The organism is Saccharothrix sp. NRRL B-16348, assembly GCF_001280085.1.
Classification (GTDB): domain Bacteria; phylum Actinomycetota; class Actinomycetes; order Mycobacteriales; family Pseudonocardiaceae; genus Actinosynnema.
Genome location: NZ_LGED01000211.1, coordinates 21984 through 35638, shown reverse-complemented (window position 1 = coordinate 35638; position 13655 = coordinate 21984). Strand labels below are relative to the sequence as shown.

Genomic DNA, 13655 nt, shown 5'->3' with positions numbered 1-13655 from the left:
TCACCCAGGGTGAAGGTCAACCCACCGCGGAATCCACAATGGAGGCGCGATCGCGCACCAGTCCGCTGAGCGACACCGTGCCCGCCACGGCCAGCACCGCCAACGCCGGCCAGTCCGCCACGAGGTGGCCCTCGTCGCCGACCACGAAGCTCCCGTACAGGCCCCAGCACTGCACGGCGGTCAGCGCCGCGCCGAGCACCGTCGTCCACCACGAGACGACCACCACGACCACCACCAGCAGGAGCAGGGCGAACACCGGCCAACTCCCCGCCAGCGCGGTCACCACCACTCCGCCCGCGAAACCCAGCGCGGACCCGTGCACCGTTCCGACCATGACCGGCCATTCAACGCCCAGCTGAGACGCACACCACCCCTCTCCCGGCCAGGTTCACCGGAACGCGTGAGGCACGATCGTCCGAATGAGCTTCTACGACGTCCTGCACCGCCGACGGGACACCCGGGGTGAGTTCACCGGCGCCCCGATCCCGCCGGACGTGCTGCGCCGGGTGCTCACCGCCGCGCACGCCGCGCCCAGCGTGGGACTGTCCCAGCCGTGGGACTTCATCGTCGTGCGCGACGAGCACACCCGCCGCGCGTTCCGCGACCACGTCCACGCCGAGCGCAGCGTCTTCGCGTCCGAACTCGACGCGCCGCAGGCCGAGCTGTTCTCCCGGATCAAGGTCGAGGGCATCCTGGAGTCCACCGTCGGCATCGTCGTGACCTACGACCCGGACCGCGGCTCGCCCGCCGTGCTCGGCAGGCACGCCATCGCCGACGCCGGCCTGTACTCGGTGTGCCTGGCCATCCAGAACCTGTGGCTGGCCGCCACCGCCGAGGGCCTGGGCGTCGGCTGGGTCAGCTTCTACCGCGAGGACGTGCTGCGGCGGATGCTGGACGTCCCGCAACCCCTGCGCCCGGTGGCCTGGCTGTGCGTCGGACCGGTCGAGTGCCTACCGGACACCCCGGACCTGGAGCGGCACGGTTGGCGCAACCGGCTGCCCCTGGAGGAAGTCCTGCACGAGGACCGGTACACACGGCGTTCCGGCCGGTAGCCTGTGGTAGCCGTGCCGGCGGCGAGCGGTCCCGCGTACCGCATCGCCGAGTCGGAATGGAGTGTCAGCACGAGTGGAGCAGCGCGACCGGCTGGTAGCCGGACAGGTCCCGCAACTCGACCTTGAGGTCAAGGCGTTGCTGAACGCTGGCCGCCTGCCGGAGGCCAACACCCTGTTCGACCAGGTCGTGAGCCGCGTGCCACCGGGCGCCGACCGCTGGCAGCGCTCCGCCGTCCTGGTCAACCGCGCCAAGCTCGCGTGGCGCCTCGGCCGCATCCCGCTCGCGCTCGAACTGGCCGCCGAGGGCTGGACCGACCTGGAGGGCGAGCACAGCGACAACCCGGCCGCGGCCCAGGCGATGCACGCCCTGGCCTACCTCTTGGAGGGCATCGGCAACCGCCGTGCGGCCGTGGACATGCTCCGCCTGTCCGTCCAGGTGGCACGCCGCGCCGCCGAGCACTCGCCGTCCGCCGTCGAGATCCTGGGCCACTGCCTGCAAGGCCTGGGCGGCACGCTGAACTTCCGCGCGATCTCCTCACCCCCCGACCACGCCCGCGCGATCTTCGAAGAAGCCCGCGGCTACCTCAAAGAAGGCCTTGACCTGGCCGAAGAGAAGCAGATGCGCCGTGCCCTGCTCGCCGCCTACAGCCGTTCGCTGGCCGGCGTCGGCGAACTGGACGAAGCCGAGGAGAACGCCCAAGAGGCACTGCGCCAAGCCCACGAGACCGGCGACAAGTGGACCTCGGCGGTGGCCGGCTGGGTCCTCGCCGTCGTCCGACGCGAACAAGGCGACCTCGTCCAGGCCCGCACCCTCGCCAGCCGCGCCGTCGCCGCCTCGGAGTCCATCAACGACCCGTCCCTGCTGCTCCGCTTCTCCCTCGACCTGGCCGACATCTGCGCCGAGATGGGCGACCACGTGGGCGAGGCCACCGCACTCCGCTGCTCCGTGGCCGCCGGCCGCACCGCCACCGAGACCCTCCAGGAAGGACTCGGCCAGGCCCTGGAACAACGCCGCGTCGCCGTCCAAGCCCAACGCCTCGCCGTCGCCGCCCAGGAAGCCGCCGCCCGCGACCCCCTCACCGGCCTCGCCAACCGCCTGGGCCTCGAACGCGCCGCCGCCGGCCTACTGGAAAGCACCGCCGCCCGCGGCCGCGTGCCGTGGCTCGTCCTGGTCGACGTGGACCGCTTCAAAGGCGTGAACGACGACGCCGGCCACGCCGCGGGCGACGCCACCCTGCGCGAGATCGCCCAACTACTCCGCCGCGAGTGCCGCGCCGCCGACCTGGTCGCCCGCTGGGCCGGCGACGAGTTCGTAGTCCTCCTCGGCGACGCCGACGGCAACACCCTCGAAGTGGGCCCGACCGTCGCCGAACGCATCCGCGCCGCCGTGGACAGCCACGACTGGACCGTCGTCCTGGGCACCACCCGCCGCCCCACCGTGAGCATCGGCGTCGCCGCCGGCCCCGCCAAACTGGACCAACTCTTCGCCGCCGCCGACATGGCCCTCTACCGCGCCAAACGCCACGGCCGCAACCGCGTCGAAGTCGAACCCCACCTGGTCGTCCCAGAAGCCGTCTCCGGCAACTGACAACCACCACGACCACTACACAAACCCACCGCCCACAACGGACCCGCAACCCGCCGCCCAGCCCTTCGCCCAACGGCCGCACATCGGACCCGTAGCCGATGCACCGAGGCCCGATTTGACATGGGTTCGGGTGCCTTAGGCTGGTCGAAGCCGGGCAGGCTTGGCGGATTGGCGGACGCTCTTCCCGCCAGGCCTGCCCGGCTTTGGCCTGCCTGGGGTGCCCGTAAGGGCCCCATGTCAAATCGAGCCGGAAGTGACCACCGCGCCTAGCTCAGGTCACCTGAGCGTTGAACTCACCAGCTCCGAACGTAGGACTCTCGCACCGCGAACGTAGGACTCTCGCGCCCTGAACGTTCGACACGCACGACCCGAACGTTCGACACGCGCGGCCCGAACGCGGGGCTCAGGCGATCAGCCCACCCCGGAACGCGACCAACGCCGCCTGCACCCGGTTCACCGCCCCGATCTTGCCCAACACCGACGACACGTACCCCTTGACCGTCGCCTCCGACAGGTGCAACGTCCCACCGATCTCGGCGTTGGACATCCCCTGTCCGATCAGGACCAACACCTCGCGCTCCCGTTCGGACAACGAGGCCAGCAACCGCCGCGCGGGCTCAGCCGCCCGTTCACCGTCGGCCACCGCCGCCAGCACCCGCGCCGCCACACCGGGGTCGAGCACCGCGCCACCCACCGCGAGGTCGCGCACGGCCCGGACCAGCTGCTCCGGCTCGGTGTCCTTGAGCAGGAAACCCGAGGCGCCCAGCCGCAGCGCCTCCGAGACGTACTCGTCCACGTCGAACGTGGTCAGCATGGCGATCTTCGGCGGGTCGGGAATGGCGCGCAGCCTGCGCAGCGCCATCAACCCGTCGGACGACCGCATCCGGATGTCCAGCAGCACGACATGCGGGCGGTGCCTGCGTGCCAGGTCGGCCACCAGGTGCCCGTCGTCACACTCGGCCACGACCTCCATGTCGCCTGCGCTGCTGAGGATCATGCGAAGGCCGGACCGGACGAGGTCTTCGTCATCGGCCAGCATCACCTTGATCACGACGCCTCCCCGCGTTGGCGTTTCGTGTTCGTACCCGCCCAGCCTCGTGCACGAACACGCAAGCTGACGTTAATTCCCCGTTATCTCACCACGGAAGGACGCGGGTTCCGCCTGTTCACAGTTGCCAGGAAATAACCGAGGTCAGCTCAGGACCTGCGCCACTTCCTGTCGCAAGCGCGGCAGCAGGGCGTAGAGCTTGTCGCCCGGGCAGAGGGTGTCCCGGTAGTCCCGGTGGCCCTGGATCGCCGTGGGCGGGATGCCGTACTGCTCGCACGTGTACACGCAGAACGACACCAGCGAGTCCCACTGCGACTTGGGCGGCTCCACGTCCATGTAGAGGCCTTCGTTCTCGATTCCGATGGCCGCGGTGTTCTGGCCGGGGCAGTGCGCGCCGACCACGACCCGGTCGCCGGCGCGCAACGCGGCCAGGCTGCCGTGCCTGCCTTCCATGAGGAATCCGCCGCGGCTGTTGGTGAAGTGCTGGCCGGAGTCGATCCAGCCGTTGGTGTCCATGTGGAGGTTCTGGATCCACCGGGCGTTGGCGTACGCCGCCGCCTGCGAGTAGTCGGTGACGTTCGCCGACGCGGTGTGGTGGATCAGGATCCGGACCGGCCGCTCGTTCACGACGGTCGTCGGCTGCGCCGGCGGCCTCGCGCCCCAGTCGGCGCAACTGCGGATGGGCAGGATGGGCGAGCCCGAAGCCGGCGAGGCGCCCAGACCAACGAGCACCCCCGCGCCGGCGAGACCGGTGAGCAGCGATCGACGTCGCATCATGTTGACTGTTTTCCCAATATCAACCCAATAGGTCAAGCTTCCACACTCGAACGGCTGAAGCCGACGACCACCCCGCAGCCAAACGCGAAGGTCTTTCGCGAATCCGCAACCTGCCAGTAACGTGCGTCACACGATCCCTGCCTGGAAGGAGCTTCGCGTCATGCGGAGAGCCGCCCGATCGCTAGCCGTGGTCGCACTCCTCGCCACCGCGGCCATCACCGTCCCAGCCACCGCCCCGGCCCCCGCCGCAGCCGCCCCTGCCGAGGTCAGGACCACCGCGTTCACCCCGGACGACCACTGCCTCGGCCAGTGCCACGACGTGCTGCCACCCGGCCAGAACGGCAACGCCACCCTCGCCGAGATCCTGGCCCACCGCGCGCTCGGCACCCGTCCGGCGCACTCCGCCGACCAGCTGGGCCGCTACGACTCGCTCGTCTCCGGCTACGGCGGCCTGACCAACGAGCAGCTGGGCGCGTTCTTCAACGACGCCTCCTTCGGCGTCCCGGCCGACCAGGTCGAGAGCACGATCAAGCCGCGCGCGGACGTCACGATCGTCCGCGACAAGACCCTCGGCATGCCGCACATCTACGGGACGACCCGGTCCGGCACCGAGTTCGGCGCCGGGTACGCCGCCGCGCAGGACCGGCTCTGGCTGATGGACCTGTTCCGCCACCTCGGCCGCGGCCAGTTGTCCGGGTTCGCGGGCGGCGCCGAGGGCAACCGGGTGCTGGAGCAGAGCTTCTACAACCAGATCCCCTACACCGAGGCCGACCTCCAGGCGCAGATCGACCAGGTGGCCACGCAGGGTCCGCGCGGCGCTCAGGCGTTGCAGGACGTCAAGGACTACATCGCGGGCATCAACGCCTACCTCGCCACCGCCGTGTCGAACCGGACGTTCCCCGGCGAGTACGTGCTGACCGGGCACGCCGACGCGATCACCAACTGGAACGACATCAAGCCGTTCCAGTCGACCGACCTGGTCGCGATCGCCGCCGTCGTGGGCGGGCTGTTCGGCGCCGGCGGTGGCGGCGAGGTGCAGAACGCGCTGGTCAAGCTCGCCGCCCAGAACAAGTACGGCGCCACCCTCGGCGACCAGGTCTGGCGGTCGTTCCGCGAGCAGAACGACCCCGAAGCCGTGCTGACCCTGCACGACGGCCGGCGCTTCCCGTACGGCACGACGCCCGCCGCACCCCAGGGCGTGGCGCTGCCCGACAACGGCGCCGTGACGCCGGAACCGATGGTGCACGACCAAACGTCCACCGCGCACTCCACAGTGGACACACCGTCCGACCTCAAGCCGTTGGAAGGCCTCTTCGCCGACGGCGTCCTCCCGCCCGACCTCCTCACCAGGAAGCAGGGCATGTCGAACGCGCTGGCGGTCTCCGGCCGGCACACCGACACCGGCAACCCGATCGCCGTGTGGGGCCCGCAGACCGGCTACTTCGCCCCGCAACTCCTGATGCTGCAAGAACTCCACGGCCCCGGTCTGCGCGCTCGCGGCGTGTCGTTCGCCGGCGTGTCGATGTACGTGCAGCTGGGCCGCGGCGTCGACTACTCGTGGAGCGCGACGTCCGCCGGCCAGGACATCACCGACACCTACGCCGTCGAACTGTGCGAACCGAGCGGCGGCACGCCCACCGCGAACTCCCTCCACTACCGCTACCACGGCCAGTGCCTGCCGATGGAACGCCTGGAGCGCAAGAACTCCTGGAAGCCGACCGTCGCCGACCCCACGCCCGCCGGCTCGTACGCGCTCGTCATGCACCGCACCAAGTACGGCCTGGTGCAGAGCCGCGCGAAGGTCGGCGGCAAGTTCGTCGCGTACACCTCGCTCCGCTCCACCTACCTGCACGAGGTCGACTCGATCATCGGGTTCCAGGAGTTCAACGACCCCGACGCGATCAAGTCGGCCGCCGACTTCCAGCGCGCCGCCGAGCACGTCGGCTACGCGTTCAACTGGTTCTACGCGGACTCCCGCGACACCGCGTACTTCAACTCCGGCGCGAACCCCGTGCGCAAGGCGACCGTCGACCCGCACCTGCCCGTCAAGGCCGAGCCCGCGTACGAGTGGGAGGGCTGGAACGCCGACCGCAACACGGCCACGTACACGCCGTTCGCGCAGCACCCGAACTCGATCAACCAGGACTACTACGTCAGCTGGAACAACAAGCAGGCGCTGGACTACTCCGCGTCCGGCTACGGCATGGGCTCGGTGCACCGCGGCGACCTGCTGGACGACCGGGTGCGGGCGCTCATCGCCCGCAGCAAGGTCACCCGGTCCTCCCTCACGCAGGCCATGGCCGAGGCGGGCGTCGCCGACCTCCGCGCCGAACAGGTGCTGCCAGACCTGCTCCGCGTCCTCGACACGACACCGGTCACCGACCCGGCGCTCGCCGCCGCCGTGACCAAGCTCCGCGACTGGCAGCGATCCGGCTCGCTGCGCAAGGAGACCTCGCGCGGCAGCAAGACCTACGCGCACGCCGACGCCATCCGGCTGCTCGACGCGTGGTGGCCGCGGCTCGTCGAGGCGCAGTTCAAGCCCGGCCTCGGTGACGCCCTCTACGGACAGCTCACCCGTGCCGTCCAGGTCGACGAGCCGCCGTCGGACGCGCACGGCGCGGCACCGCACAAGGGCTCGTCGTTCCAGTACGGCTGGTGGAGCTACGTCGACAAGGACCTGCGGGCCGTGCTCGGCGATCGCGTGGACGGCGCGCTGGGCGCCCGCTACTGCGGCAACGGGAACCTGGTGTCCTGCCGCCAGGCACTGCTCGACACCCTCGCCACCGCCGCGGCGACACCACCGTCCACCGTCTACCCCGGTGACGACTCGTGCGCGGCCGGCGACCAGTGGTGCGCGGACACCATCGTCCACCGCGCCATGGGCGGCATCACGCACGACAAGGTGCACTGGCAGAACCGGCCCACCTACCAGCAGGTCGTGCAGTTCCCGTCCCGCCGCGGTACGGACCTGACGAACCTCGCCGCCGGCGCCACGGCCACCGCCAGCAGCCACGAACGCGGCTGGTACAGCTCACCGCCGTCGCACGTCGTGGACGGCAAGCCGGACACCCGCTGGGCCAGCGACTGGTCGGACCAGCAGTGGGTGCAGGTGGACCTGGGCGCGACGCGCACGGTCGGCCGGGTCGTGCTGTCGTGGGAAGCGGCTTATGCCAAGGCGTATCGCATAGAGCTGTCCACCGACGGCAGCACGTGGCGGACGGCCTACGCGACTTCCGAAGGAGATGGTGGCCGGGATCTTGCGTCGTTCCCACCTGATGCGGCACGATTCGTACGAATGACGGGTATCCAACGGGCCACCGGATACGGATACTCGATTTACGAACTTGAGGTCTACGTCTCGTAGACCGGCCCACAGGAAGACCCCGGTCCACCCCCAGGGACCGGGGTCTTCCGCTGTTCCGGGGTTCTTCGGCGGTACCGGGCCTGACCTGGCCCTACGGCGAGCCGCCGCTACCGCGCGACGAACAGGTAGTTGCGCACGCGATCGTCGATCCGGTCGACCTGCCGCCAGGTGTTGCGGTGCCAGGCGTGCATCCGATAGCCGCGTTCGGCCAACCAGTCCTGCACGTCGTGCGCCCGGTAGCCGAACCGCAGCACGTGCCGTTCCTCGATCTCCAGGAGAAGTTTCGGTCGAAACCTCTCGATCGTCTCCGCACCGCCTTGCAGCACGCGCAGTTCCGCGCCTTCCACGTCGGCCTTGACGAAGTCGACGCGGTCGATGGCGTTGGCCGCGCAGAACCGGTCCAGCGTGTCCGTGCGGACCAGGACTTCGAGGTGCTCGGCGAACTCGGCGTTCGAGCCGAGCCCGTCCGCGCCCGACGTGAGGAACGAGCGGCCGGTGACCGGTGTGCCGTGCCGGACCGGGACGCTCATCACCTCACGGCCTTCGCTCACCCCCAGCGCGACGGAGTGGCGGACGACGTTGCGGCCCTCGCGCGGGCGGAGCAGGTAGGACAGCGCGGGGTGCGCGAACACGAGCGGCTCGATGCTGTGCACTGTCCCGTGTGGACCGACCAGGCGGGACAGCGAGACGGTGTAGAGGCCGAGCGCGGCGCCGATGTCGACGCACACGTCACCGGGCCGCACCACCTCGCGCAGGCCGATCAACTCGGGTTCGACGAACGGCGTGAGCCGGGCGAGGACGCGCAACGCGCCAGCCACGGCCGCGCCGCGCACCTCGGTCAGGTTGTGGGTCACGATCACCACATTAGGGAATCACGTCAGGGGCTTGGCGCCGTTCTGGTTCTGCTGCAGCTGGGGTGGCAGGCCCACCTGCTCGGCGAACTCCGCGGCGACCGTCGAGCCGCCGTAGATGCCGAGCGCCTTGGCCAGGTGGAGGCGGACGTCGGCGCGGTGCCCGTCGTCCAGGCGGGGCAGCGCGCTCTCGAAGGAGGTGACGAGCGTGTCGGCCCAGTGCTGGTCGCGGCGCTGCGAGGCGATGCCGACGAGTTCGGCCAGGTGCCGGCTCAGCACCACCGCCTGCTCGACCTCGTAGCCGTTGCGGACGAGCCACCAGATGGTCGCGGTGGACAGGTCGGTCAGCACCTCGTCGCGCAGGTACTTGATCTCGGCGCGTTCGGCGTCCCGTTCGGCCTGGCGCATCGTGGTGGTCTGGAGCAGTTCGATGTGCTTGCGCGCCATCGCCAGGTCGTTCTCGTCCACGGTCAACTCGACCCCGTCCGCGCGTGCCCACACGTGCGTGCCCTCGACCTGCCGTTCCGCCGCCAGTTCCGCGCCGAGCTGGTGCTGGAGCGGGGCGTGGTGGACGAGCATCGCCCGTTCGGTGAGGGCTTTGGCCCGGTGGATGATGTCGTTGACCGCGGCGCTGCGCGGCGCGTTGTGCCGCGCGCCCGTCGTCAGGTCCACGCGCCAGTGGATCGTCATCTTGGCGTGGAAGTCGAGCCCGTAGACGGCGCTGGGCAGCGGCGACTCGAACGGGTGTTGGTGGGAAGTCGAGGCCGGCACGAACGTGTACTGCTCGGCGTTGGGGCGGGCGCGGAGCCGCCGCCACCACGCGCCGACGGAGCCCAGGGGGCCGGGACGGAAGTCAGGCCAGGGTCGGCTGCTCATGGGATGGCTTTCGTCGGAGGGGGATATGGCCCCTTCTGTACCTCACTGGACCGATCCGGAACAGGTGTGGTCGCCCACTTCGCCCGTACAGCCGACCCGAGGGGCCCCACCCCCTAACCCAAGGTGCACGTTCCTAGGCCCACCGAGTGACAACCCCACCACCGGAAGCCCGACCCCCGACCCGGTAGGCTCACCCCCGCGCCCTCGTAGCTCAGGGGATAGAGCATCGGTTTCCTAAACCGTGTGTCGCAGGTTCGAATCCTGCCGGGGGCACTCACCTTTCGCCGGGTGAATCAGGCCCTGAGCAGCGGCAACGCGCTCGGGGCCTGATCTTTTACCTCAGTCGCCGGCAGTCGCCGTTCCCGGCCGCGAGAGCGGTCGAGACCCGGCCATGTGGTCACTCCTCGCCCCAGAGCATGAACGGCACCTCGCGAGCCCGCTGGGCGTGTCCGTTCTCTCCCGACGTCTCCGCGATCCGCTCCAGGACCAGCCGGAACTCCGCCCGGTCGGCTTGGCTCAAGGCGTCCAGCTCATGACCGATTACCTCGATGCCGCGCACGGCCGCGTCAGGGTCGATCTCGTCGTCCCCGGCGTGTTCGAGGAACATCAGGGCCTCGACGATCGCCCGAACGAGCGGCGTGTTGTCCATACCGGGATTGAACCCTTCCTCCGCATGCGGCGACGTGATCACGTGCCCGGCGGTGCCGCGGTCGACCGGCCCGTGGGGTTGCCGCGGGCCGGTCGTGGGGTCAGGGCTGGAGTTTCAAGCGGCGGCTCAGTTCGGACACCAGTTGTTGATCTGTCAGGGCGCTCGGGTCGGGGCTGGAGACGCCGCGCAGGTCCGCTTCGTCCGCGGTGATCAGTTTGGCGGCCACCATGACTTCCAGTGGGCTCATGCCGAACGCCTTGGCGACCACGCGGGCGGTGTCCAGGTTCGGACGTTCGCCCTTGCGCCACGCCGTCAGCCGGCTCCGGTCGAATCCGGTCTTCTCGGTCAGTTCTCCTGTGCTCATCCCGCGGTCGTCCATTTGCTTCTGGACGAAGTCCGACCAGGACGAGTCCGCACTCTCGGCTTTGGTCACGCCGCACATGGTACGTGTGCGCACGCAACGTTCGTTGGGCACTCCCCCCAGGTGGCGGCTGACCTGCACGTTGTCTGTACACAACGTTAGTTGCGCGTACAAAACAAACTGCCTAGCGTTGTGACCACACAACATGCGTTGGGCGTGCACAACACGAGGCAGGCCATGCCGAACACGATCAAGCTCCGCGCCGACGTCTTCGCGAAAGCCGCCCGGCTCGCCGGGTTCCGCTCGGACTACGCGCTGGCCAAGGCGATGGACGTCAACCGCTCCACCGTCGCGCGCGTCCTCAGCGGGGAACTCCAACCCGGCCCGGCCTTCATCGGCGGCGCGTTGACGGCGCTCGCGCCGATGCAGTTCGACGACCTCTTCGAGATCGTCACCACCCAGCGGTGATGACGGTCCGTGGCGCCGCCGTCCCGCGCTCGTGTGACCCGGTCCGCCGGCAGTCGGCCACTTCCAGCGGTGTGCGGGCTCACCCGTCTGGTTGACACTCGTGATCAAGTGACGACGAGACCAGACGACCACGGGGACGCGGAAGGGCGGCACGAGGTGAGCGACGAGCCACGGCACGCGGTCGCGCGGTTGCGCCAGGAGCTGCGGACCACCGGGCACGAGTGGTTCGACGCGCACCGGGACGGGCTGCCGGCGACCCTCCGCGCCGCCGAGCCGGAGGCCGCCGTCGCGCTGTTCGCCGACGTGTGGCCCGCCCTCCCCGCCGACGTGGACGAGACGTGGGCGCGCGACCTGCTCGACGTCGGCGCCGAACTCGCCACCGCGCTGCCGACGTCCTTGTTGCTGGCCACCGGTTTCCGCCGGGCCGCGGAGCACTTACGCGGGCAAGGGGCGCTCCGCCTCGCCACCGTCGCGGGCATGCGCGAGCTGGCGATCCACCGCCTCCGCGACGACGACCCGGACGCCGCGGCCGACGCGTTGCACGACCTGGCCGCCACCTACCGCGCCCAGGGCCGGATGCACAAGGTCGTCGGGTGCGCCGACGAGGCGCTGGAGTTGTACCTGCTGCACGACGACCGGCCCGGCGCCGCACGCGCGCTGGCCCACCTCGGTGAGTTGATGATCGAGGTCGGCCGGTACGACTCCGCGATCAAGTACCTGTCCCGGGCGGACAAGCTGTCCGAGGACTCCGCCGACCCCGCCGCACGGGCGCGCACCCTGACGTCGCTCGGCCGGGCGCTGTGGCTGTCCGGCGACCGCGCCGTCGCCTACCGGCGGTTCAACAGGGCGCTCGCGCTGCTCATCGGGACCGACGACGCCGCGGCACAACGAGTGCGCGACCTCGTCGCCGAACTGGAGTCAGTCGCGGAACCAGTGCAGCAGCGCCACGCCGACCTGGATCAGCAGGCCGACCACGAGGCGGACCCGCGGCAGGCTCCCTGAGCGGTGGCGGCAGTGGCGTCGGCGGCAGCCGGCACGCCGGCAGCGGGAAGACGGGGACGGTCGGTCGGGGGAGGTGCTCATCGTCGTCGCGTTCTTTCCGGGTAGTCACACGGTGGTGTCGGGGTGGTCGGCCAGCAGGCGCAGCACGTCCCGGCACAGGAACACCCGGCGGTAGCCGAGGAACTCCCACGGGACGAGCACGCCCAGCTCGACCAGGCGGGCGGTGAGGTCGGTGGCGGCCTTCGCGGACACGCCGTAACGCTCGCGCAACGACCGGTTGTCCACCACGGGCAGGCCGATCAGCTCGGCCGCCACCAGGGGCAGCTTCCCCTTACGTGGCAACCGGACCGCGTAGTCGGCGGCCAACTTCTCCAGGTGGCCGATCAGCCGCAGCTGCGCCAACGCCTGGTCGCGGACAGCGGTGGCGAAGAACTCGACCCAGCGGTCCACCCGGCCGGTGTCGACCACGGCGCGGATCTGCCGCTCGTACTCGGCCAACGCGGTGTCCAGCCACGCGGACAGCGGCAGCACCTGGTCGCGCACCAGCCCGGACCGCACCATCTCCAACGTCGAGAACGTGCGCGCGACGTGCCCGTTGGCCGTGGGGAACGGCTGCAGCACCTCCAGCTGGTAGTGCGCGAGCGCGATCTTGGCGATCCTCGGCTGCTCGTCCTCCTCGCGCACCCACGTCGACCACTGCTCCACCAGCGCCACGAGGTGCGCGCCGGTCGCGGTCAGCAGGTAGGCCCGCTCGGAGCTGACGCCCAACCGGCCGGGCGCGTCGCGCAGCACGTCCGACAGGCGGCGTCCGGGCGTGCCGCCGGTCATGATCGCGGCGACCTCGCCGACCAGCTCGGCGTCGACCGCGGCGCCGGCGCGGACCCGTGCCAGACCGTGGTCGCACGCCCGCAGGAACGGCGCCACCAACTGGGACGGCGCGGCGCTGTCCGTGGGCGGCGGACCTTCCTGTGCCGCCAGCAGATCCGCCGCGAACGTCTCGCGCAGACCGACGGCGAGGCCGGACAGCCCTGCCGAGCTGTTCGCGTCGCGGACCTGCGTCGCCCGGACGAGCGCGGGTCGCACGCCCAACCGGTCGGCCGCCTCGTCCAGCCGGCCGAGCGCGTGCTCGGCCTCGGCGCACCGGCGGTAGGTCGACACCGGCAGCGCCAGGTCCGAGGGCAGCGGCGGTGGCAGGTAGGCGCCTTCGCGCCGGAGTGCTGCGGGGATGCCGGGCAGGTCGGGCACCGGCGACCACTGCCCGTCGGGCAGAGGGCGAAAATTCATGGGCGAACATTGGCACGGCCGCCGACGCGTTGGCAAGGCATTCCCAAGTCGATGTGAAGCGATCGCACCCTTCACTATACATCTGTCCACATAGCTCCACTAGACCATTCGAGTCACCACCCCGGTAGCGATCCGCAAATTACGGTTGCGCCACCAGATCACCACATATGCCCAGCTCAGCGGCTATCTTGACACCATTCGACCACCATCGCCCATGATTCCCCCACCCACGGCCCCGAGCTGCGTTATTCCACTCGAAGCTAACACCGCGAGAAATGATCACGACACCACGTCACGGTCCGAAATGGACCACTGGTCTCATCGAAGCGCAATTT

At 70.2% G+C, this 13655-nt stretch carries 13 protein-coding genes and 1 tRNA gene; 6 read left to right on the top strand and 8 right to left on the bottom strand.

Annotation, left to right across the window (positions count from 1 at the left end; translation table 11 throughout):
• Positions 1 to 16: 16 nt before the first annotated feature.
• The gene (locus tag ADK67_RS26715) at positions 17 to 334 is read right to left on the bottom strand and encodes a hypothetical protein (protein WP_053719269.1); all 318 of its coding nucleotides are present in this window, start codon (positions 332 to 334) and stop codon (positions 17 to 19) included.
• Between the two features lie 85 nt (positions 335 to 419).
• On the opposite strand from ADK67_RS26715, the gene bluB reads away from it, so the two are divergent.
• Entirely contained in the window at positions 420 to 1052 is a 633-nt protein-coding gene (gene bluB, locus ADK67_RS26710; RefSeq protein ID WP_053719268.1) for a 5,6-dimethylbenzimidazole synthase, read from the top strand.
• A gap of 73 nt (positions 1053 to 1125) precedes the next feature.
• Positions 1126 to 2640 carry a GGDEF domain-containing protein gene (locus ADK67_RS26705; RefSeq protein WP_053719267.1) on the top strand — a complete coding sequence of 505 codons (1515 nt, stop codon included), beginning with the start codon at positions 1126 to 1128 and terminating at the stop codon, positions 2638 to 2640.
• A 403-nt stretch (positions 2641 to 3043) separates the two neighbouring features.
• Here ADK67_RS26705 and ADK67_RS26700 read toward each other — a convergent pair whose 3' ends face one another.
• Both ADK67_RS26700 and ADK67_RS26695 read right to left on the bottom strand, forming a co-directional pair.
• Positions 3044 to 3691, bottom strand: a complete 648-nt coding sequence (locus ADK67_RS26700) for a response regulator (protein ID WP_053719266.1) — start codon at positions 3689 to 3691, stop codon at positions 3044 to 3046.
• Between the two features lie 141 nt (positions 3692 to 3832).
• Positions 3833 to 4462 (bottom strand): peptidoglycan recognition protein family protein, encoded by a 630-nt coding sequence (locus ADK67_RS26695; RefSeq protein WP_082403868.1) that lies wholly within the window; start codon positions 4460 to 4462, stop codon positions 3833 to 3835.
• Between the two features lie 163 nt (positions 4463 to 4625).
• Here ADK67_RS26695 and ADK67_RS26690 point away from each other — a divergent pair, with 163 nt between their 5' ends.
• Positions 4626 to 7829 carry a penicillin acylase family protein gene (locus ADK67_RS26690; RefSeq protein ID WP_053719264.1) on the top strand — a complete coding sequence of 1068 codons (3204 nt, stop codon included), beginning with the start codon at positions 4626 to 4628 and terminating at the stop codon, positions 7827 to 7829.
• 107 nt (positions 7830 to 7936) lie between these two features.
• Here the strand turns inward: ADK67_RS26690 and ADK67_RS26685 are convergent, their stop codons facing one another.
• Both ADK67_RS26685 and ADK67_RS26680 read right to left on the bottom strand, forming a co-directional pair.
• Entirely contained in the window at positions 7937 to 8683 is a 747-nt protein-coding gene (locus ADK67_RS26685) for an FkbM family methyltransferase (RefSeq protein ID WP_053719414.1), read from the bottom strand.
• Between the two features lie 18 nt (positions 8684 to 8701).
• A complete protein-coding gene (locus tag ADK67_RS26680; protein WP_053719263.1) occupies positions 8702 to 9556 on the bottom strand; it encodes a hypothetical protein in 855 nt (284 codons plus the stop codon).
• Between the two features lie 200 nt (positions 9557 to 9756).
• Here ADK67_RS26680 and ADK67_RS26675 point away from each other — a divergent pair.
• Positions 9757 to 9829: transfer RNA gene (locus tag ADK67_RS26675), tRNA-Arg, on the top strand.
• A gap of 124 nt (positions 9830 to 9953) precedes the next feature.
• On the opposite strand, the gene ADK67_RS26670 is transcribed toward ADK67_RS26675, so the two are convergent.
• Both ADK67_RS26670 and ADK67_RS26665 read right to left on the bottom strand, forming a co-directional pair.
• Positions 9954 to 10247, bottom strand: a complete 294-nt coding sequence (locus ADK67_RS26670; protein WP_157620862.1) for a hypothetical protein — start codon at positions 10245 to 10247, stop codon at positions 9954 to 9956.
• Positions 10248 to 10305: 58 nt separating this feature from the next.
• Entirely contained in the window at positions 10306 to 10638 is a 333-nt protein-coding gene (locus ADK67_RS26665; RefSeq protein ID WP_197289627.1) for a helix-turn-helix domain-containing protein, read from the bottom strand.
• A 165-nt stretch (positions 10639 to 10803) separates the two neighbouring features.
• Here ADK67_RS26665 and ADK67_RS26660 point away from each other — a divergent pair, with 165 nt between their 5' ends.
• The gene (locus ADK67_RS26660; RefSeq protein WP_053719260.1) at positions 10804 to 11034 is read left to right on the top strand and encodes a hypothetical protein; all 231 of its coding nucleotides are present in this window, start codon (positions 10804 to 10806) and stop codon (positions 11032 to 11034) included.
• Positions 11035 to 11142: 108 nt separating this feature from the next.
• The gene (locus ADK67_RS26655) at positions 11143 to 12036 is read left to right on the top strand and encodes a tetratricopeptide repeat protein (protein ID WP_157620861.1); all 894 of its coding nucleotides are present in this window, start codon (positions 11143 to 11145) and stop codon (positions 12034 to 12036) included.
• Between the two features lie 105 nt (positions 12037 to 12141).
• Here the strand turns inward: ADK67_RS26655 and ADK67_RS26650 are convergent, their stop codons facing one another.
• A complete protein-coding gene (locus tag ADK67_RS26650; protein WP_082403843.1) occupies positions 12142 to 13320 on the bottom strand; it encodes a Fic family protein in 1179 nt (392 codons plus the stop codon).
• Positions 13321 to 13655: the final 335 nt, after the last annotated feature.